The 22,027-nt window shown below is 40.9% G+C and carries 21 protein-coding genes, 2 pseudogenes and 1 other annotated feature; all 23 genes and pseudogenes read left to right on the top strand.

Annotated elements, in window-relative coordinates:
• Positions 1-8: 8 nt before the first annotated feature.
• On the top strand, positions 9-611 hold the full coding sequence (gene yihA, locus SM122_RS01635) for a ribosome biogenesis GTP-binding protein YihA/YsxC (RefSeq protein WP_070662235.1): 603 nt from the start codon (positions 9-11) through the stop codon (positions 609-611).
• 149 nt (positions 612-760) lie between these two features.
• Positions 761-1,465 (top strand): glucosaminidase domain-containing protein, encoded by a 705-nt coding sequence (locus tag SM122_RS01640; RefSeq protein ID WP_195327398.1) that lies wholly within the window; start codon positions 761-763, stop codon positions 1,463-1,465.
• Between the two features lie 169 nt (positions 1,466-1,634).
• Positions 1,635-2,432, top strand: a pseudogene (locus tag SM122_RS01645) (formate/nitrite transporter family protein).
• Positions 2,433-2,493: 61 nt separating this feature from the next.
• Positions 2,494-2,628: a sequence feature (ribosomal protein L10 leader region), on the top strand.
• A gap of 38 nt (positions 2,629-2,666) precedes the next feature.
• On the top strand, positions 2,667-3,167 hold the full coding sequence (rplJ, locus tag SM122_RS01650; RefSeq protein WP_003001722.1) for a 50S ribosomal protein L10: 501 nt from the start codon (positions 2,667-2,669) through the stop codon (positions 3,165-3,167).
• 73 nt (positions 3,168-3,240) lie between these two features.
• On the top strand, positions 3,241-3,609 hold the full coding sequence (gene rplL, locus SM122_RS01655) for a 50S ribosomal protein L7/L12 (protein ID WP_003016256.1): 369 nt from the start codon (positions 3,241-3,243) through the stop codon (positions 3,607-3,609).
• A 249-nt stretch (positions 3,610-3,858) separates the two neighbouring features.
• A complete protein-coding gene (locus tag SM122_RS01660; RefSeq protein ID WP_155169738.1) occupies positions 3,859-4,302 on the top strand; it encodes a hypothetical protein in 444 nt (147 codons plus the stop codon).
• 196 nt (positions 4,303-4,498) lie between these two features.
• The gene (locus SM122_RS01665; protein ID WP_031573157.1) at positions 4,499-4,951 is read left to right on the top strand and encodes an LptM family lipoprotein; all 453 of its coding nucleotides are present in this window, start codon (positions 4,499-4,501) and stop codon (positions 4,949-4,951) included.
• Between the two features lie 177 nt (positions 4,952-5,128).
• Positions 5,129-6,865, top strand: coding sequence for an ABC transporter ATP-binding protein (locus SM122_RS01670; RefSeq protein WP_031573160.1), 1,737 nt, complete (start codon positions 5,129-5,131; stop codon positions 6,863-6,865).
• A gap of 13 nt (positions 6,866-6,878) precedes the next feature.
• Positions 6,879-8,657, top strand: a complete 1,779-nt coding sequence (locus tag SM122_RS01675; RefSeq protein ID WP_031573162.1) for an ABC transporter ATP-binding protein — start codon at positions 6,879-6,881, stop codon at positions 8,655-8,657.
• A gap of 190 nt (positions 8,658-8,847) precedes the next feature.
• Positions 8,848-8,967: a YSIRK-type signal peptide-containing protein gene (locus SM122_RS01680; RefSeq protein ID WP_155169741.1), complete on the top strand. Its 120-nt coding sequence runs from the start codon at positions 8,848-8,850 to the stop codon at positions 8,965-8,967.
• Positions 8,951-10,495: pseudogene (locus SM122_RS01685) on the top strand (glycosyl hydrolase family 28-related protein); the annotation flags it as partial. The gene SM122_RS01680 and the pseudogene SM122_RS01685, both read left to right, overlap by 17 nt.
• Positions 10,496-10,988: 493 nt before the next feature.
• Positions 10,989-11,498, top strand: a complete 510-nt coding sequence (locus SM122_RS01690) for a GNAT family N-acetyltransferase (RefSeq protein ID WP_155169744.1) — start codon at positions 10,989-10,991, stop codon at positions 11,496-11,498.
• 129 nt (positions 11,499-11,627) lie between these two features.
• Entirely contained in the window at positions 11,628-13,202 is a 1,575-nt protein-coding gene (cls, locus tag SM122_RS01695; RefSeq protein ID WP_155169746.1) for a cardiolipin synthase, read from the top strand.
• Between the two features lie 15 nt (positions 13,203-13,217).
• Entirely contained in the window at positions 13,218-13,877 is a 660-nt protein-coding gene (locus SM122_RS01700; RefSeq protein ID WP_031573169.1) for a DNA alkylation repair protein, read from the top strand.
• A gap of 283 nt (positions 13,878-14,160) precedes the next feature.
• A complete protein-coding gene (locus SM122_RS01705; RefSeq protein ID WP_155169749.1) occupies positions 14,161-15,162 on the top strand; it encodes a DUF3137 domain-containing protein in 1,002 nt (333 codons plus the stop codon).
• Entirely contained in the window at positions 15,159-15,713 is a 555-nt protein-coding gene (locus SM122_RS01710; protein ID WP_155169752.1) for a LemA family protein, read from the top strand. Before SM122_RS01705 ends, SM122_RS01710 begins: the two co-directional genes overlap by 4 nt.
• Before the next feature lie 145 nt (positions 15,714-15,858).
• A complete protein-coding gene (locus SM122_RS01715) occupies positions 15,859-16,935 on the top strand; it encodes an aspartate-semialdehyde dehydrogenase (RefSeq protein ID WP_031573177.1) in 1,077 nt (358 codons plus the stop codon).
• 140 nt (positions 16,936-17,075) lie between these two features.
• Positions 17,076-18,011, top strand: a complete 936-nt coding sequence (dapA, locus tag SM122_RS01720) for a 4-hydroxy-tetrahydrodipicolinate synthase (protein ID WP_031573180.1) — start codon at positions 17,076-17,078, stop codon at positions 18,009-18,011.
• A gap of 71 nt (positions 18,012-18,082) precedes the next feature.
• Entirely contained in the window at positions 18,083-18,421 is a 339-nt protein-coding gene (locus SM122_RS01725) for an ATP cone domain-containing protein (protein ID WP_006597242.1), read from the top strand.
• 113 nt (positions 18,422-18,534) lie between these two features.
• On the top strand, positions 18,535-19,386 hold the full coding sequence (gene ylqF, locus SM122_RS01730; RefSeq protein ID WP_023918177.1) for a ribosome biogenesis GTPase YlqF: 852 nt from the start codon (positions 18,535-18,537) through the stop codon (positions 19,384-19,386).
• The gene (locus tag SM122_RS01735) at positions 19,373-20,140 is read left to right on the top strand and encodes a ribonuclease HII (RefSeq protein ID WP_324737744.1); all 768 of its coding nucleotides are present in this window, start codon (positions 19,373-19,375) and stop codon (positions 20,138-20,140) included. The genes ylqF and SM122_RS01735 overlap by 14 nt, the downstream gene beginning before the upstream one ends.
• Positions 20,141-20,143: 3 nt before the next feature.
• A complete protein-coding gene (locus SM122_RS01740; protein WP_129299244.1) occupies positions 20,144-21,073 on the top strand; it encodes an ROK family protein in 930 nt (309 codons plus the stop codon).
• Between the two features lie 61 nt (positions 21,074-21,134).
• Positions 21,135-21,983, top strand: a complete 849-nt coding sequence (gene dprA, locus SM122_RS01745) for a DNA-processing protein DprA (RefSeq protein ID WP_023918173.1) — start codon at positions 21,135-21,137, stop codon at positions 21,981-21,983.
• Positions 21,984-22,027 lie beyond the last annotated feature (44 nt).

The following is a 22,027-nucleotide window of genomic DNA, read 5'->3' on the forward strand; positions in this document are numbered from 1 at the left end:
GATTAAATATGGAAATTAACACACATAATGCGGATATCCTCTTAAGCGCTGCAAATAAGAGTCATTATCCTCAAGATGAGATTCCAGAAGTTGCACTTGCCGGTCGATCAAATGTCGGCAAGTCTTCTTTTATTAATACTCTCTTAAATCGAAAGAACCTGGCCAGAACATCTGGCAAACCAGGAAAAACCCAATTGCTAAATTTCTTCAATATCGATGACAAACTCCGTTTGGTAGACGTACCTGGTTATGGCTATGCACGTGTCTCTAAAAAAGAGCGCGAGAAGTGGGGACGGATGATTGAAGAATACCTCACCAGTCGTGAGAACTTAAAAGCAGTCGTTAGCCTAGTCGATTTTCGTCATGAACCTTCTGCAGATGATGTTCAGATGTATGAATTCTTAAAATATTATGAGATCCCTGTGATCTTAGTAGCGACCAAGGCAGATAAGATTCCACGTGGAAAATGGAACAAACATGAATCCATCATTAAGAAAAAATTAGATTTTGATCCAGCAGACACTTTTATTGTCTTTTCTTCGGTAACCAAGGAAGGACTAGAAAAGTCATGGGATGCTATTTTGGAAAATGCATTTTACGAAATAAATTGAAATGACATGAAAATGTCATTTTTGTTTTGGATTTATCTCGCAATTGTAATACAAGTGGAATATAAGTGGCTTTGTTTTCTTCTATTTATATGGTATAATCTCAATAAAGATAAAAGATGATAAAAAATTAATTGGAGATAAATTGTATTATGAGAAAGAAAATACGGAATAAAACGAAATTATTTGGTTTGTTAGTTTCTGTATTAGCAGTGGGGACATTTGCCGCTGCTATGAGCGAGCACGTAACATCAGTTGGTGCTAATGATGGAACTTACCAAGCATACTCAGACCCAACTGAAGCTTTCATCTCACAAATTGGTGAGTCAGCTCGTCAGCTTGGTCAAGAGAATGATCTTTATGCTTCCGTTATGATTGCACAAGCGATCTTGGAAAGTGGATCAGGACAGTCTGGTTTGGCTTCTTATCCACATTACAACCTTTTTGGGATTAAAGGAAGTTATGCTGGGCAATCTGCAGTGATGCAAACTTGGGAAGATGATGGTGCTGGAAATGCGTATACGATTAATGATGCTTTCCGTTCATACCCATCTTACTATGAATCATTGCAAGACTATGTAGCAGTTTTGAAACAAGGACATTTTGCAGGTGCTTGGAAGAGTAACACATCAAGTTATCAAGACGCAACAGCAGCTTTGACAGGTGTTTATGCGACAGATACTAGCTACTACGCAAAGCTCAATCATATCATTGAAACCTATAATTTGACTCAATATGATTCACCAAATGTTCAGGGTGGTATCACTGGTTCGGTATACAATCCATATCGTCAACAGTTCACTTCACAAGAAATCTTGAATTTGGATATCGCTTGGGCTAACCGTTTAAATTATTAAAAGTAAAGCAGGCAGATGCCTGTTTTTTTGTTTGGTTTTTACTACATTCGTACATTCGATATAAAACGTATATATTGTGAATTTTAAGAATTCTTCCTGAAAACCTTTTCAAACTATTTTGTCTATGATATAATGATTTTATTCACAAACATTACATAAGGAGAATATTATGTCTGAATCTAGTTTTATTCAAAAAGTGGGAGCAGCGTGTAATAAGAAAGAGGATCTTTATCAGAAATCTAAAACTCGCTATGCAGTTCGCTCTATTTTTGCTGGAGGATTTCTTACTTTAAGTACGGCGGTCTGAGCGGTTGCAGCTGACTTATTAAATACCTTTGTACCTGGAACGGGTCGTTTCCTATTTCCATTCATCTTTGCCTGGGGGTTGGTTTACCTCTTATTCTTAAATGCGGAATTAACCACCTCAAATATGATGTATTTGACGGCGGGAACCTATCTAAAGAAAATTCACTGGAAGAAAGCTTTGGAGATTCTTCTTTATTGTACCTTCTTTAATTTAATTGGTGCTTTAATCGTAGCTTTTCTGTTCAATCAAACCACTGCCTTTGCTCATGTCGATCCAAAAGGATTCCTAGCTACTGTGGCAGAAAATAAACTCCAACGCAGCAATCAAGTGGTTTTCTTTGAAGGAATTATTGCCAATATCTTCGTCAATATTGCTATTCTTTCTTATCTATATTTCAAAGATGAAACAGCCAAGGTGCTCTTAGCCCTCTCTGCTATTTATATGTTTGTCTTTATGACCAACGAACACTTGGCTGCAAACTTTGCTTCTTTCTCATTATTGAGCTTTAATTCTGTTTCTAGCCAATTGCCACATTTTGAGTTTTTAAATATTTTACGTCACTATGGTGTCACCTTCTTTGCCAACTGGGTAGGAGGAGGAGTCCTAATGGGACTGGCCTATGCTTGGTTGAATAATATCAAGAGTCTCTACAACGATTAAAAAATATAAAAAAAGTTTGCAAAAGTACTTGCATTCTTTTTTTATATATGATAAACTAATCTACGGTTTGAAAAAACTGCCTAAGACAGTAGGGGAGCTCGACTCATAAAGATCCTACCGAGGACAAAACGTATCAATTAAAAGAAGCGTATTGTACTTTCGTGTCTAGGTTTGGGCGCGTTTTTCTTTTGGAAAAATTCCCCAAGCAAAATAATTACGGAGGTGAACACACTAATGAGTGAAGCAATTATTGCTAAAAAAGCGGAACTTGTTGACGTGGTAGCTGAAAAAATGAAAGCTGCTGCATCAATCGTCGTTGTAGATTCTCGCGGTTTGACAGTTGAGCAAGATACAGTTCTCCGTCGCAACCTTCGCGGAAGCGAAGTTGAGTTTAAAGTTATCAAAAACTCAATCTTGCGTCGTGCAGCTGAAAAAGCTGGTCTTGAAGATCTTGCATCTGTATTCGTTGGACCTTCTGCAGTAGCATTTTCTAACGAAGATGTTATCGCACCTGCGAAAATCTTGAACGATTTTGCAAAAGACGCTGAAGCACTTGAAATCAAAGGTGGTGCAATCGAAGGCGCTGTCGCATCTAAAGAAGAGATTCTTGCACTTGCAACTCTTCCAAACCGCGAAGGACTTCTTTCTATGCTCCTTTCTGTACTTCAAGCGCCAGTGCGCAACGTTGCTCTTGCAGTCAAAGCGGTTGCAGACAACAAAGAAGACGCAGCTTAATCTTAAGCTACGCAGCGTAGCCTAGCTACAAAAAATAAAACATAAAATTAAAACTTATTTGGAGGAAATAACAATGGCATTGAACATTGAAAACATTATTGCTGAAATTAAAGAAGCTTCAATCCTTGAATTGAACGACCTTGTAAAAGCTATCGAAGAAGAATTTGGTGTAACTGCAGCTGCTCCTGTAGCTGTTGCTGCAGCTGGTGCTGCTGACGCTGGTGCTGCTAAAGATTCATTCGATATCGAATTGACATCTGCAGGCGACAAGAAAGTCGGCGTTATCAAAGTTGTACGTGAAATCACTGGTCTTGGTCTTAAAGAAGCTAAAGAACTTGTTGATGGTGCACCTGGCGTTATCAAAGAAGGTGTTGCTACAGCTGAAGCTGAAGAAATCAAAGCTAAATTGGAAGAAGCTGGAGCTTCAGTTACTCTTAAATAATAGAGTTTCCAATCAAAACGAAAACCGAGGTTTAGGCCTCGGTTTTTTTGTCGTTGAAAATAATGATGATAGAATGTGAATAGAGGGCTTTTATAAAGCTAACATGTGTAGCTCTCTTTATTTTCTCTAAACCTACTAAATAGTGCAGTTTTAATGATGTTACAATGATTTTACATTTGCTATATTCCCTTGAGATGTTGCTAATTTGTTGCTATAATGGCTATAAATCATATCATAAAGGGGAAGATGATGAAAAATTTTAAACGTCTTTTGTTAGCTGTTGTAGCTGTCTTTGCAGCAGTCTTTTTGGTAGCTTGTGGCGCAAAAAGCGACAACGGTACTTACGTGTTTGAGCCTACTAAAGATGAAATCAAAGAAATTATGCCAAGTGAATTTCAATCTTTGATAGGTGATAATTACTCATTTACTATTTCTATTACAATTAAGGATAAGAAAGGCGAGATGAAAGTAGACACGAATGCAGGTGGTCAAAATGTTAATCAAGTGATTAAGTTGGAAGTAGACCAAAAAGCTAAAACTCTTGTCTCAGAAAATGAGTATGGGAAAGCGGAAATTACTTATCAAGTTTCAGGAAATGTGTTAACGATTAAGGATGTGAAGAATTCTTTAATGGGTGACACAGACATGTTTAATAACTACATGAAAATTGCTAAGTTTAAAAAAGTTAAATAGTTAATAGAGGTGGGATCTAAATCCTACCTTTTTATGTGTATTTATTATGATTATCTATTAGAATTCTAACTAAATTTTTGATTTTTATCTAATAGCAATAGTTTGAACCCAGTCAAACTAAATAATGTAACAATTTCATTGCGATGCAATGGAATTGTTGCTATAATAGGGATATTCTATGAAATGAGGAGAAATTATGAAAAACTTTAAACAGTTTCTTTTGGCTCTAGTAGCTTTCTTTGCTATTTTTCTTTTAACTGCGTGTGGTGCAAAAGGTGACAACGGAACCTATGTTTACAAACCATCTACAGCAGAAATGAAGAAAATTCTTAAAGATCAAGGAGCTTCCAGTTCAGATATTGATTCTCTAAACAATAAATATTCCTTGGAGTTGTCCATTGATATTAACGATTCAAAAGGATATTTAACTATTAAAACTAAAAGACCAGGCCATAAAACTACAGATTCAACAGAAATTAGAGTTAATCAAAAAACTAAAACAATTGGTGCGCTAGAAGACAAAGGTGAGAAGGTTAGATATAAGATTAATGGAGATACCCTAACATTTAGCTTTACAAAAGATCAAGAATCTACGAATCAATTTGCATCGTCGCTTCTTAAAAATGCTAAATTCAAACGTACAAAATAAACTAAATGAAGAGCAGGAAAACCTGCTCTTTTGCTTTACTTTTATAGCTGGTTTGGTATAATGAATGAGACTACAGATGGGACTGGGGCAGGAATGATTTTCTTTGAAAATGATTTCGTCTCACTCCCTCTTTTCTGTATGATCTAGGAAATTATTTATGGAAAAGGAGAATCATCTATGCAATATATTTGGTCTTACTTGAAAAAGTATCCCAAGTGGCTAGCCCTGAATCTATTTTCGGCCATCCTTTTTGTCATTGTCAATTTAGGTTTGCCAACGATTCTGGCTCGCATGATTGATGAGGGGATTAACCCGCGTGATGTGGATCGGCTTTATTTCTGGGGCTGGGTCATGTTTGCGATTATTTTGCTAGGGATTGTGGGACGGATTATCTTGTCTTACGCAGTTGGCCAGCTAACGACCACTATGGTCCGTGATATGCGCAATGACCTCTATGCCAAGTTACAGGAGTATTCGCATCGCGAGTATGAGCAAATTGGGGTATCCTCATTGGTCACTCGCTTGACTTCGGATGCCTTTGTTTTGATGCAGTTTGCGGATTCTATGTTGAAGATGGGCGTCATCACACCCTTGATGATGGTTTCCAGCGTTCTCTTGATTCTGACAACCAGTCCTTCTCTAGCATGGATTGTAGCAGTATCTGTACCATTTCTTGCTGTCGTTGTCTGGTATGTAGCAGTCAAGACACGTCCACTTTCTGAGAAGCAACAAAAGACCCTTGACCATCTCAATCAGTTTGCGCGTGAAAATTTGACAGGTCTCCGAGTGATTCGTGCCTTTGCCCGCGAAGAATTCCAAGAGGATAAATTTGCGGCTGAAAATGAAGTCTACGCAGAAAACTCGAATAAATTGTTCAAACTAACTGGTTTGACAGAACCTCTATTTGTGCAGATCATCATTGCTATGATTGTGGCGATTGTCTGGTTTGCTTTGGATCCTCTTCATGACGGTAGTTTGAAAATTGGGGATCTGGTTGCCTTTATTGAGTATAGCTTTCACGCGCTCTTATCTTTCCTCTTTTTAGCCAATCTCTTTACCATGTATCCTCGTACTGCGGTCTCTAGCCGTCGGCTCAAGGAAATCATGGACATGCCCATTTCGATTGATCCAAATGAGAATGGGATAACAGAAACAGCATCTCGTGGCTATTTGGAATTTGACAATGTCACCTTTGCTTATCCAGGTGAGACGGAGAGTCCAGTTCTCCATAATATTTCCTTTCAAGCCAAACCTGGCGAAACCATTGCCTTTATCGGCTCGACCGGTTCTGGGAAATCTTCACTTGTGCAGTTGATTCCTCGATTCTATGATGTCACCCTAGGGAAGATTTTGGTCGATGGTGTGGATGTCCGTGACTACAATCTGAAAGCCCTTCGCCAAAAGATTGGTTTTATTCCACAAAAGGCCTTGCTCTTTACGGGAACCATTGCTGAGAACCTTCGTTATGGGAAAGAAGATGCCTCTGTACAAGAGCTAGAACAAGCGGCTGAAATTTCCCAAGCCAAGGAATTTATCGACAGCCGTGAGGAACGCTTTGATACCCATTTGGCAGAAGGTGGTAGCAACCTTTCAGGTGGTCAAAAACAACGCTTGTCTATCGCTCGTGCCGTTGTCAAAGATCCGGATATCTTTATTTTCGATGATTCCTTCTCTGCTTTGGACTACAAGACGGATGCCACTTTGCGGAAGCGTCTCAAAGAAGTTACAGGAGATGCGACCGTTTTGATCGTAGCGCAACGTGTGGGAACCATTATGGATGCGGATCAAATAATTGTCTTGGACCAAGGGGAAATTGTCGGTCGAGGAACCCACGATGAATTGATGGAAAGCAATGAGATCTATCGTGAAATTGCTAATTCGCAGCTCGATAGTCCATCATTGACAGAGGAATAGAAAGGAGAAGCAGATGAAACAAGAACAAAACAGTTTTAGTAGACTATGGACTTACTTGAGAGCCTATCGCTTGGAAGTTTGCTTGTCCATTTTCTTAAAAATCCTGAGTGTCGTCATGAGTGTTGTCGAACCCTTTGTTTTGGGGCTTGCGATTACTGAGTTGACAAAAAATCTCATGGATATGGCAAAAGGCCTTGCGGGAGCTGGTCTTAACACCTCCTATATCGCGATCATTATGACGCTCTATCTATTCCGTGGGGTCCTCTATGAGTTGGGATCTTATTATTCCAACTATTTCATGACTAATGCTGTTCAAAAGACCGTTCAGGACATGCGAAATGATTTGTCCCATAAAATCAATCACATTCCCGTTTCTTTTTTTGACCGGCATCAGTTCGGAGATTTGCTAGGACGTTTTACTAGCGATGTCGAAACTGTCTCTAATGCTTTGCAACAGTCCTTCTTACAAATCGTTAATGCTATCTTTACCTTGCTCTTTGTCATCAGCATGGTCTTGTACTTAAACATCCAGCTGGGGCTAGTGGTCATTTTGTCCATTCCGATCACTTATTTCAGTGCTCGATTTATCATGAAAAAATCTCAACCTTACTTTAAAGAGCAGGCAGATGTTTTGGGAGCAATGAACGGCTTTGTGCAAGAAAATTTAACAGGATTTAATGTACTTAAGCTCTACGTTCGGGAAAAATCTTCTCAGGAAGAGTTTCATGATATTACCCATCACCTTCAAAAAGTAGGATTCAAGGCTAATTTCATTTCTGGCTTAATGATGCCGATTTTACATGGGATTTCAGATTTGACTTATCTCATTATCGCTTTGTTTGGTGGCTTGCAAGTGATAGCAGGACGTTTGACTGTCGGGAATATGCAGGCCTTCGTTCAATATGTTTGGCAGATCAACCAACCGATTCAAAACTTGACCCAATTGGCAGGACAGCTACAAAGTGCTAAGTCGTCTCTAGATCGGATTTTCCAAGTCATGGATGAACCAGATGAAGTAGCAGATGTGACAGAAACCCTCTCTGGAGATTTGACAGGGCAAGTCAGCTTTAAAAACGTTGATTTCCAATATGTAGCGGACAAACCCTTGATTCGTGATTTCAACCTAGAAGTTAAACCAGGTGAAATGGTGGCCATTGTCGGACCAACTGGAGCAGGGAAAACAACTCTGATTAATCTGCTCATGCGCTTTTACGATGTGACTGCAGGATCGATTACGGTGGATGGTCATGATATTCGTCATCTATCTCGCCAAGATTACCGCAAGCAATTTGGAATGGTATTGCAGGATGCTTGGTTATATGAAGGAACCATCAAAGAAAACCTTCGCTTTGGTAATCTCGAGGCAACGGATGAAGAAATTGTGGAAGCTGCAAAGGCAGCCAATGTCGATCACTTTATCCGGACACTCCCTGGTGGTTACAATATGGAAATGAACCAGGAGTCTAGCAATATTTCTCTAGGGCAAAAGCAACTTCTAACTATTGCGCGTGCGCTCCTAGCGGATCCTAAAATCTTGATTTTGGATGAAGCGACGTCTTCTGTCGATACGCGTTTAGAGCTCTTGATTCAAAAAGCCATGAAGAATTTGATGAAAGGGCGGACTAGTTTTGTCATTGCTCACCGCTTGTCTACCATTCAAGAAGCAGATAAAATCCTTGTCCTCAAAGATGGCCAAATCATCGAGCAAGGAAATCACCAATCCTTGTTGGCAGACAAAGGATTCTACTATGAGCTCTACAATAGCCAATTTTCAAATAAAAAAGCGGAATAAGCGCGTGTCATCATAAGAGGTTTGAGAAAGCATTCTCAGCCTCTTTTTTCTTACTCACTTTTATTACTACATAAAAAGGTTAACATTTCTGCAACAAATTGATACAGAATATTCACACAATTCACCTTGTTTGTCATGATAATTTTTATTAGGATAGAATCGTTGTAAAAAATAAAAGGAGAAATGTGTGATGAATCATTTAAACAAAGATATCACTTTTGGCATTCGCAAATCTAAGCTTGGAGTCTTTTCTGTCGTGATTGCGATCATGGGGGCTTGTTTTTTTGACTGGACAATCTGTGGCAGCTGATCAAGCTGGAGAGCAGGTACAAGTCCAAACACAAGGGCAAGAAGCGACAACCTCTGATCCCGCAAGCTCTCAAGTAGATACCAGCCAATATGGAGCATCTATGCCTTACACCCGTTATGAGGCAGACAAAGGGAACCTCCTTGGAAAGGCAGAGGTAGAGCAGTCTCGAGATAGTCACTCAACAGCTATTGAAGCTTCTGATCAGACTTATGTCGCTTTAAAAGAAAAAGGAGATGGTGTTTCCTTTAAGGTCAATGAACCAGCCAATGCCTTAACCGTACGCTACACAGTGCCAGATGGAGCAAGTGGACAACTCGATGTACAGGTGAATGGTCATAGTGTTCAACAATTGGATCTTTCGTCCTCATCTAACTGGCAGTATTTGAATGACAAAGGTGTACACGATAGTGCACAGGCTGATACACGTGCCCGCTTCCAATTTGATGAAGTACACAGCCTACTTCCAGGAGTTCAGCTTCAAAAAGGAGATGTGGTTTCACTGGTGAAAAACAAGTCAGACGACGTCCATTACGGCCTTGACTTTGTGGAATTCGAGCAAGCTCCTGACCCGATTGCTCAAGAGGACAATGCTATCAATATTGTTTCTAAAGGAGCTACGCCAAACGATGATACTGATGACAGCCAGGCCCTCTATGATGCGATTTATGAAGCTAAACAAAGCGGAAAGAATGTCTATATCCCAGCTGGGCGATTTAATCTCAATCGAAAAGTCGGTATCGATGCTTCTGATATGAAGATTTCAGGGGCTGGTATCTGGCATACCCAACTGCATTTTACAAGTGACCAAGCTGGTGGCGGTGGATTTGACTTCCTTCACCAAGACAACCATGTTGAATTTAGCGATGTCTATCTTTCTTCCAACCTTCGTTCACGCTATGGTGAAAATGCTCAGTACAAGGCCATTTCTGGAACGCCAGGGAAGAATTCTCATATTCACGATATTTGGGCCGAACATTTTGAAGTCGGCATGTGGATTGGCGATTATGCTGGAAAAAATGATATGAAGTACACAGATGGTCTAGTAGTAGAAAATGTCCGTTTGCGAAACAACCTGGCTGACGGAGTCAACTTTGCCCAAGGGACTAAGAATTCGATTGTCCGCAATTCTAGTATTCGTGGAAATGGAGATGACGGACTAGCCAGCTGGTCAAGTATTGCAGATGGAACAGAATCAGCAGTAGCAGAAAATAATAAATTCTTGCACAATACGATTGAACTTGGTTGGCGTGCTGGAGGTGTTGGGATCTTTGGTGGAAAAGGTCATGAAATTGCCTACAATCGGATTAAAGACAATATCGGTGATGCTGGAATTCGCTTGACGACTGTCTTTAAGGGCCATAACTTTGATTTGAATGAAGAAGGAATTCGGGTTCACCACAATCTCTTGGAGCGTACAGGGACGAAGAGCGATATCTACAACAAGCATCGTGGATCGATTGATGTTGAAACGCGCTATGGAGATATTAAAAATGTCACCATTGAGGACAATGTATTTGTAGCGCCATTTGATATAGGTGTGACTGATCACCTCAATCTAAATGGAGGTATCCTAAACCATGTCGAAGTCAGAAACAATCAAACCATGAGTCAACTCTCTCATTCAGCTCAAGCAGGACTATCTGCTCCTGCTTCACAACCAGTTGGACAAGCCTTGAAAGTCAAAGAACCCCCCCTTCAAGTAAGTGCCGTGAAAGTCCCCCATCAACCGTCGAAAGTTCAACCGTATAAAAAACAAACGGGTCTGAATCTTAAACAAGCAAAGACAGTCACCAAAACAGTCAAACCTAACTATGTGCTAAAATCAACAAATTCCAAGCAAAAGAGCTTTTTGAAAGCTCCGAGTGCTTTATTTCTTTACCGGATGATGGGATTACGTCAAACGGTTTAAGAAGAATGGAAATCCTGGATACAATTCCAGGATTTTTTGCTTGCTGCTAGTCCTTCATTGACAGTGAGAAGGCATATCGGTATACTAGGTATAATCTAATTAGGAGGACACCATGATTATTCGACCTGTTCAACTTAGTGATGCAGCAGCTATCCGAGCGATTTACCAACCTTATGTAACAGAGACAGCCATTACCTTTGAGGTTGATGTGCCGACTGTCCAGGAATTTGAAAGCCGCATCACAAAAACGCTGACCCAATTTCCTTATTTGGTCGCAGAAGTGGATGGGAAAGTTGTGGGGTATGCCTATGCTTCGACCTATTATGCACGCGCTGCCTATGATTGGACCACTGAATTGTCTATTTATGTAGCAAAAGAAGCGCGTGGACAAGGGATCGGATCGGCCCTTTATACTGCCTTAGAAGAGGAGTTGCAAGCACGAGGCTACTTACGCTTTCTGGCTTGTATCGCAGTTCCGAACGAAGCGAGCATTTCCATGCATGAAAAGCGAGGGTATGTCCAAGTGGCTCATTTCCCAAAGATTGGCTATAAGTTTAACAAATGGCATGATATCGTCTGGATGCAAAAGACGATCGAAGGGCCGGTGAGAAAAATACAGTAGAAATCACGACATTTGTAAATCGCAATAGTTAATTATCCCTGACTTTTTCATAGGCTAAAATGATACTAATAAAATTACTGAAAGAGACCGGAAAGTTGTGATGGTCTCCCCTACATGAAAGGAGCCTTTATGACTGAAGAACAAAGTGCTAGGCTGTTACCTCAAAAGCCCTCCAGATGGGCCAAAATTCTACTTAACCGAAAGGTTCCCATTCTTCTGTTCTTCTTACTGGAATTGGCCTTTCTTGTCTTTTCATATCTCAGTCTACAAGAGCATTTCCCATCCATTATCTTATGGGAACACTTGTTGAGTGTCTTTACCTTCTTTTACTTGCTCAATCGTTCCATGGATTCTCGTTCCAAACTGTCCTGGGTGATTATCATTGCCCTCTTTCCAATTTTTGGGACGGCTCTGCTTTACTTTTCGTTAGCTGATTTGGGTGTGAGACGCTTGAAGAAGCGGCTTGAGGATGCTACAGTGCAGGCATCTGACTATCTAAGCACCGATCCAGAAGTTGCTGATTATTTATCCCAAAGTGATAGCCAATTACAGAAATTAGCTTATTTTCTGGAGCATGGTCCAGCCCAGTTTCCTATCTACAGAGACACAGAGGTCACCTATTTTCCACTTGGAGATGACATGCTACCAGCCTTGTTGGAGGATTTGAAAAAGGCGGAACGTTATATCTTTATGGAATATTTCATTATTGACGAAGGGATCATGTGGGGCGAGATTTTAGCCATTTTGGAGGAGAAGGCCAAGGCAGGTCTGGATGTTCGTGTCATGTTTGATGGGATGAATGAGATGACTACCTTGTCCTACGATTATATCGAGCGATTGCACAAGGTTGGCATTAAAGCTCAGGCCTTCTCACCAGTCAAGCCTATTCTATCAACCTATTACAATTACCGAGACCATCGAAAGATTACAGTGATTGATGGTCAAGTTGCTTACACTGGTGGCGTTAATATCGCTGATGAGTATGTCAATAAACGAGAACGCTTTGGTCATTGGAAGGATACGGCCCTTCGATTAGATGGTTCAGCAGTTCAAACGCTAAAAGCTCTTTTTTTGACCATGTGGACAGTGACCGGAATAGAAGACAAAGCGGATATGGAGCGCTATCTACAAGAAAAACCTCAACAAAGAAAGAGCCAGGGCTTGGTTCTTCCTTATGGCAATTCTCCATTGACCTATCACAAAGTGGCTGAGGATGTTTATCTTCATTTACTGAATACATCGACCGATTATGTTCACATCATGACCCCTTATTTGATCTTGGATGACGAATTGGTTAGAGCTATGACTTTCGCGGCCAAACGCGGAGTAGATGTTCGGATAATTATGCCAGGGATTCCAGATAAACAATATGCCTTTGATATTGCGACGACCTATTTTAAAGTGCTCTTGGATGCTGGCGTCCGTATTTTCCGTTATACCCCAGGTTTTGTCCATGCTAAAGTTTATGTTTCTGATAGCCAACAAGCTGTGGTAGGAACCATTAATACAGACTACCGAAGTCTTTATCAAAATTTTGAAGATGGGGTTTATCTCTACAAAAATCTGGAAGTGCTAAAGATTGAAGAAGATTTTGAGAAAACCCAGGCTCTCTCAGAGGAAGTCACTCTAGAAAGTTTATCTAAAATGCCTATGGCTCATCGTCTGGGCGGTTATCTTTTTTCTCTGATTGGACCTTTGATGTAAAAAAGGAGGAATCATATGGATACAAAAATTCTTTTGAAATTGTTAGAAGACCAAGCTGATCCAGAGAAAGTCCCAGCAATGGAAGCTTATATGAAAAATAAATTCAGCTTTCTTGGCGTTCAAAAACCAATTCTCAAAAAGATTGAAAGAGATTTTTTTAAGCCTTTCATAAAGGATCCAATTGATTGGGCTTTTGTGGAAGAGTGTTGGCAGCAACCGTACCGTGAGTTCCAATATATTGCTATGGATTATCTGGATAAAAAGAAGAAGGAGCTTAGACCTGAAGATTTTCCAAAGCTAAAGGAATTGGCTCAAACCAAATCATGGTGGGACAGTATAGATCAATTGGACCTTATCATCGGAGAGATTACTTTTCACTATCCAGAAACCAAGCAGGTTATGCTAGATTGGAGTAAGGATCAGGACTTTTGGTTGAGGCGGATTGCCATTGATCACCAGCTTATGAGGAAAGAAAAAACAGATACGGATTTGTTAGAAAAAGTGATCCTCAATAATCTAGGTCAAAGCGAGTTCTTTATAAATAAGGCAATCGGCTGGAGTTTACGCAATTATTCCAAGGTTAATCCGGATTGGGTAGGGGCCTTTATCGACCGCTATCGAGAGCAGTTATCTCCTTTGAGTATTCGAGAAGGAAGCAAGTACCTACCTTCTTGACAGTTTGTGGATGTTCATGGTAAACTAGATTTATGCGATGAGTCGATTGGCTCTTAGGAGCCTTTTGCGCTGAGGAGGTCTACATTCAATTGTAACGCAGGAGCGGACCTTGAACAGTTGTGTGAACCGGCTGTTCTCACCGAAAGGTGCCTCAAATCCTGGTCTTCGGATCAGGATTTTTTTGTGTCTTCAAAGGTCCAAAACTATTATAATACATTTGCTACAAAGTTATGTTGGTGTTATAATATAGTAAAGTGCCTAGGTCAGAAAGGAGTGGAGTTGATTGGGAGATTTCTATCATTCTAATGATTCAGCATCTACAGACTATTCGCAGAAAATTGAAGAGCTTGAAAACTCCAAACAATTTCAGGATGCCATCGGATTGATCCGAGAACAGATGAAGAACAATCTTCAGTGGAATGTTTTGCGATCCTTTGGTATTATTTGCGCCATACTGTCTCTCATTTTATTGCGTTTTGCAGCTATTCCTTTGATCCTTTTAGTTGTTGGTTTGTATTATTGGCCACAATATAAAAAACGAAAAGCCTTGTTTGGGGATCGAATTCGTTCGAACGATGAGATCTATCTTGATGATATCCTTTCGCCTGTATTAAAGGAAGTTTTTCCTCGAGCTTCGATCAAAGAGGACGGTTCCATCCCTTCTGAAGCTCTCTCGCATTTATGTCCTCGGTCGACTGATTTTCTATGTTTCAAAGAGCTATCATTTCATGATGACAAAGAGCTGACAGTGTCAAATCTCTATGCCCATCATACGGAGACTCGTTACCGGACATCTAATGGACATACGAGGACGGAACATGTGGAAGTTACAGATTTCCTTGGACAAGTGTTCTCTTTATGTCTACCGATCAATTTCTCCGGTCATCTTCGGGTTGTGCCAACCAAGAAATCATTTCTTTTTAAGAGGGAGGTGAATGGGGTTTATCCTGGAGCCAGAGGGGATGAAGTTCAGATTGAAACAGAGGATATTCGCAATAACGAGAATTACAATATCTACTGCACGGATGAACTGTCTGCCCGAAAATTTCTCACCCCTAAGATGTTAGAATGGTTTGATCGACAAATTTTTCAAAATGCCATGTGTGTATTTTTGAAAGACAATAAACTTTTTATTTCTTTGTATACTGATCGCTATATCTTTCCGACTCCCCAAAAACCAGAAGATATTGATCAACTATCTTTGGTGACTGAATATCATAAATTATGCAGAGAACTAGCTTTAATTAAAGAAATAACAGCAATTTTTGAAGGAGAAGCATCATGAACGTCATTATTGGAATCATCCTATTATTTCTTGTCCTATTGGCCATTTGGTTTATTAGTGTAGGAAATCGCCTCAATCGCTATCTAGTAACCATTGAAGAATCAAAGAGAACGGTCGATATCGTTCTTGTAAAACGCTATGATACCATTTCGGAAATGCTAAAAGTAGCCAAAGCCTATGCCAAACATGAGCAACAGATTTTCACTGATTTAGTTGCTTTACGCCAAGGAGCAACAATTCAAGAATCCAACCAAGTTATTACCAATCAAAACGATGTCTTGGCACAAATTCGTGCAGTTGGTGAAAATTATCCAGAGCTCTTGTCTTCTAATCAATTCTTAGCCTTGCAAAAGGAAATCGCTGACGAAAATGAAGATCTTGCTGCAGCGAAGCGAATTGTCAACAGTAATGTCAGCCACATTAATCAAGAAATTGTTTCATTTCCGGCGTCTATCGTAGCAGGTTTAAAGGGGATCCATCAAGTTCCATTTCTTGCTGAAGAAACACAAGGTAAGAAAGATTTAAGCGACTTGAACTATGACCTGAACTAAAGAGCTATTTATGATAAATAACCATCAAGAATCCTGGTCTTAGAATCAGGATTTTTTCCTACTGTTGGTACTTTTCATTTATGCCAAAAAATTGTATAATAGTACAAATACTCAATTTTTAGAAAATTTTGAAAGAGGATTTACTATGGGATACACAGTTGCTGTTGTCGGTGCTACAGGTGCCGTTGGTGCTCAAATGATCAAAATGTTGGAAGAATCTACTCTTCCAATCGATAAAATTCGCTACCTTGCGTCAGCACGTTCTGCAGGAAAAGTCTTGCAATTTAAAGGGCAAGACGTGACCATTGAGGAAACGACTGAAGATGCTTTTGAAGGCGTTGATATTGCTCTTTTCTCAGCTGGTGGTTCAACATCTGCCAAATATGCACCTTATGCGGTGAAAGCAGGCGCAGTAGTGGTTGATAACACTTCTTATTTCCGTCAAAATCCGGATGTCCCATTGGTAGTTCCTGAAGTGAATGCACATGCTCTTGATGCTCACAACGGAATCATCTCTTGTCCAAACTGTTCAACAATCCAAATGATGGTCGCTCTTGAGCCAGTTCGTCAAAAATGGGGCTTGGACCGTATCATCGTATCTACTTACCAAGCTGTTTCAGGTGCCGGTATGGGAGCTATTCTTGAAACCCAACGTGAGTTGAAGGAAGTCTTGAATGATGGGGTCAACCCACGCGATGTCAAAGCTGAAATCTTGCCTTCAGGTGGTGATAAAAAACATTACCCAATTGCTTTCAACGCTCTTCCACAAATTGACGTCTTCACAGAAAATGACTATACTTACGAAGAAATGAAGATGACAAACGAGACTAAGAAAATTATGGAAGACGATAGCATTGCCGTGTCAGCAACTTGTGTGCGGATTCCAGTCTTGTCAGCTCACTCAGAGTCAGTCTACATTGAAACAAAAGAAGTGGCACCAATTGATGAAGTGAAAGCTGCTATTGCAGAATTCCCAGGTGCAGTTCTTGAAGACGATGTTGCTCACCAAGTCTACCCACAAGCCGTTAATGCGGTCGGATCACGCGATACCTTCGTTGGACGGATTCGTAAAGACTTGGATGCTGAAAAAGGAATCCACATGTGGGTTGTTTCAGATAACCTTCTTAAAGGAGCTGCTTGGAACTCAGTCCAAATCGCAGAAACTCTTCACGAACGTGGACTTGTACGTCCAACAGCTGAGTTGAAATTTGAGTTGAAGTAGGGAGCGAAACAGAAATCAGCAACTCGAAGAGTTTGATTTCTTCCTCAGCTTTCTAACGAATCAACTTGTTTTTATGAACAGGTCATGAGGCAAAGGCAAGCAGACCCCAGCCTCTTTCTTATATAGAGAAAGGTTTTTCTATGTCTTATAATGATTTAAAAGATTGTAAAATCATCACTGCATTTATCACCCCCTTCCATGAAGATGGGAGCATTAATTTTGATGCTCTTCCTGACTTGATCGAGCACCTCTTGGCTCATCATACAGACGGGATTCTCTTAGCTGGAACGACTGCGGAAAGTCCAACTCTGACCCACGATGAGGAATTGCAACTCTTTGCGGCTGTTCAAAAGATTGTCAATGGTCGAGTTCCTTTGATCGCTGGTGTCGGAACCAATGAAACCCGCGACTCGATTGAGTTCGTTAAAGAAGTGGATGCTTTTGGTGGCTTTGCAGCAGGATTGGCTATCGTCCCTTACTACAACAAACCATCCCAAGAAGGAATGTATCAACACTTTAAAGCGATTGCGGATGCATCTAATCTTCCGATTATTATCTACAATATTCCAGGGCGAGTGGTTGTCGAAATGACACCAGAAACCATGCTTCGTTTGGCAGAACACCCAAATATCATTGGGGTAAAAGAGTGTACAACCCTGGCTAATATGGCCTACTTGATTGAACACAAGCCCGAAGAATTTCTCGTCTATACAGGGGAAGATGGAGATGCTTTCCATGCTATGAACCTTGGAGCTGATGGGGTGATCTCAGTAGCCTCTCATACAAATGGAGATGAGATGTATGAGATGTTCCAAGCCATTGAGCACAACGATATAAAAAAAGCTGCAGCCATCCAACGTCAATTTATCCCTAAAGTCAATGCTCTCTTTTCTTATCCGAGTCCAGCTCCTGTCAAAGCTGTTTTAAACTATATGGGCTTTGAAGCGGGGCCAACTCGTTTACCATTAGTGCCAGCTCCTGCTGAGGAAGCGAAGCGCATTATCAAGGTTGTAGTGGATGGGGATTACCACGCGACCAAAGAAATCATTACGGGAGTTCTTCGTCCGGATTATTGATGTCTTAGATTCTTGACAAATCCCCTATTTATTAAGATAATAGAAGTATATTGATGATCAAGGAGAATAAGATGGAAGTCATTAAACGTAGTGGTGAAGTTGTAGAATTTGACCCAGATAAAATCTATCAAGCTGTTTTGAAGGCAGCACAAACAGTTTATGTCTTGACGGATGATCTTCGCCAAAACTTGGCGCAAGTGACCAAGAAAGTTGTGATGGATTTGGAAGAAGCTAAAGTGGAACGTGCGACGATCAGCATGATCCAGTCAATGGTTGAGCACCGTTTACTTGGTGCTGGTTATATTACCATTGCTGAACACTATATTTCTTATCGCTTGCAACGTGATTTGGAACGGAGCGGCTATGGTGATCATATCGCCGTGCATTTGCATTTTGAGCAAATTCGCTAGAATATAAAATAGAAGTTACTTAGGTAGCTTCTTTTTTAGTATTTTTCTTAATCACAGTGATTTCAGAAAACATGGTATAATAGAAGAGATTGAACTGGAAAGGAATGGAGAACATGGCAACTATACAATGGTTTCCTGGACACATGTCCAAAGCTAGAAGACAAGTACAAGAAAATTTAAAATTTGTGGATTTTGTGACGGTTCTGGTAGATGCTCGTTTACCCCTATCAAGCCAAAATCCTATGTTAACGAAAATTGTTGGTGATAAGCCTAAATTAATGATTTTGAACAAGGTAGACTTGGCAGATCCTGTAGCAACAAAAGAATGGCAGGACTATTTTGAGTCTCAAGGCATCAAAACCTTGGCTATCAACTCCAAAGAGCAATCTACGGTTAAGAAGGTCACAGATGCTGCTAAGAGCTTGATGGCCGATAAAATTGCCCGTCAAAAGGAACGGGGAATTCAGATTGAAACCCTTCGGACCATGATCATCGGAATTCCTAATGCCGGGAAATCAACTTTGATGAACCGCTTAGCAGGGAAAAAGATTGCTGTTGTTGGGAATAAACCAGGGGTGACCAAGGGGCAACAGTGGTTGAAAACCAACAAAGACCTTGAAATCTTGGATACTCCTGGGATTCTCTGGCCCAAGTTTGAAGATGAAGAAGTGGCCTTAAAGCTCGCTTTAACAGGTGCCATCAAAGACCAGTTGCTTCCAATGGATGAAGTGACCATCTTTGGTCTTAACTATTTCAAAAAGCACTATCCAGCTGTTTTGCAGGAACGTTTTAAACAAATGGATCTGGAACAAGAAGCTCCTGAAATCATTATGGAAATGACCCAGAAATTAGGATTTCGAGAGGATTACGACCGTTTTTACAGTTTGTTTGTCAAGGATGTACGTGATGGTCGTTTGGGACGCTATTCCCTTGATCGTGTAGGTGAAATAGATGCCAACGATTAAAGAAATCAAAGAGCGTTTGGCAACGATTGACGATCTAGATCATCCCTTATTTGAAGAATTGATCCTTGATGGTCGAGCGGGGGTTCAAGCGGCTATCAGCAAACGAAAACGCGAACTCCAAAAACAAGTGGATGAAGACTTGCGTTTGGAAAAAATGCTAGCCTATGAGAAAGAACTTTATGCTCAAGGGATTGATCTTATTGCAGGTGTGGATGAAGTGGGACGCGGCCCATTAGCGGGTCCAGTTGTTGCAGCTGCCGTGATCTTGCCGAAAGCTTGTAAAATTCCGGGACTCAACGATAGTAAAAAGATTCCAAAATCCAAACACAAAGAAATCTATGAGGCTGTGCTCCAAAACGCCATTGTGATCGGAATCGGCATCAAGGACAATCAAGTGATTGATCAGGTTAATATCTATGAAGCTACGAAGCTAGCCATGATGGAGGCCATTGGTCAGTTAGAGCCTCAACCCCAGCATCTTTTGATTGATGCCATGAAGTTGGATCTTCCTATTCCCCAAACTAGTATCATCAAAGGGGATGCCAACTCCTTATCCATTGCTGCAGCATCCATCGTAGCCAAGGTGACTCGGGATCAGATGATGGAAGAGTTTGATTGCGAATATCCGGGTTATGATTTTACGCAGAACGCTGGCTATGGGACGGCTAACCATCTGGCTGGCCTCGACAAGCTGGGAGTGACTCCTATCCATCGGCGTTCATTTGAACCCGTCAAATCAATGTGTGAGGATTAGGCTATGCTATTTACCATCGATATCGGAGGGACCTTTATAAAGTACGGTCTGATGGATGCAGACTATCAATTGATCCGTACAGACAAGATCCCAACACCATCTACGATTGAGGACTTTTGGCAAGGATTAGAAGGAATCGTTGCTCCTGTACGGGAAGAAATCGAGGGAATCGCCATTTCATGCCCTGGTGAGATCCAAAAGAGCCTTGGCTTTGTCTTTCGAGGTGGTCTCATTCCATATTTGCGAGGCATTCCTCTAGCTAGTAGATTGCAACAAACATTTCAAGTACCCGTCACCGTTCTTAATGATGGAGAAGCTGCTGGTCTAGCGGAAGCAAGGCTTGGCAATCTAAAAGATTGTTCTTGCGGTGCGACCTTGGTCTTAGGGACAGGAGTCGGCCTTGCTCTTCTTTCTAACGGTGATCTATTGAGAGGATGGCAACTGACAGAATACATTCGGACTATTGATAAGGCAGAAAGAACACCAGAAAATCGCCGCTTTCATCGCGGACTCTTTTTGCAAGGTATTTCCAATCTTTTGGAAAACACCGGTTCAGCTGTTCAATTTGTTGAGAAGGCTAGTCACATCTTAAACCTAGAAAAGGCAGATGGTATAGCCGTTTTCAAGGCTCTTGATCAAGGAGGCCATGAGGAGCTGAAATCCTTGTTTCGGGAGTATTGTCATGATATTGCTATTCTGATTTTTAATCTTCAATCATTGCTCCTGCTTGAGAAGGTGACAATTGGAGGGGGCATTAGTAGCCAACCGCTACTGATCGATGAGATCAGTCGACAATACCATAACCTACTCTCTCAAAAAGGGCATAAACAATTTGAGGCCTTGCCGATCCAAGCGGCTCGCTTCCATAATGAAAGCAACTTGATTGGTGCCGCATCTTACTTTTATTCTTCTACATATCAAAAAAAGTTCTAGAAATAGAGCTTTTTTTCCATTCTTTTTCGAATAAATAAGTGAGAGGAAGTAGAAGGTGACCATGGAGAAATTTGAAATCTTTAAATTAAAAGAAGCTGGTTTATCAAATGAGCAAGTCTTGAGAGTTTTGGACTACTGTAGGAAAGACCAAGCCTTACCAAGCTTAGAAGAGATAGCAAGGATCGCTCGCTGTCGCAGTATTATTCATTTTGTAGACAAATACCGGCAGCTGGATGAAGAGCATTTACACAAGGAGTTTGAACGGTTCCCATCTCTATCCATTTTTGATCCTGAATACCCGGAGGAATTGCTACAGATCTACAATCCTCCTGTACTCCTTTTTTACCAAGGAGATTTGGAGCTGTTAACCAAACCGAAGATTGCAGTCGTAGGAGCTCGGGAAACGACGCGAGAAGGGGTGCGATCTGTAGAGAAGATTATTAAAGAACTTGGAAATGAACTGGTCATCGTTAGTGGACTTGCTAAGGGAATTGATGCGACAGCTCATTATGCCAGTATACGAAATGGTGGCAAGACCATCGGAGTGATAGGAACGGGACTGGATGTCTTTTATCCTAAAAGCAATCAAAGACTGCAGGCACATATGGGGGAAAACCATCTGATCTTGAGCGAGTATGGTCCAGGGCAGGCCCCACTTAAGTTTCATTTTCCTGAGAGAAATCGCATCATTGCAGGTCTCTGTCAGGCAGTGATTGTGGCAGAGGCGCGACTCCGTTCAGGGAGTTTGATTACTTGTGAGCGTGCTATGGAAGAAGGCCGAGACGTTTTTGCTATTCCAGGAAATATTTTAGATGGAAAATCTGCAGGCTGCCATCATCTGATTCAAGAAGGTGCAAAGCTTGTCACCTCAGGCCAGGACATTCTTGATGAATTGAAATACGAATTGTGATTTTCCTATAGGAGAAGTTCCTAGTTGACATCTTTCTTAAAATG

It is taken from the genome of Streptococcus gingivalis (assembly GCF_035544715.1).
Classification (GTDB): Bacteria; Bacillota; Bacilli; order Lactobacillales; family Streptococcaceae; genus Streptococcus; species Streptococcus gingivalis.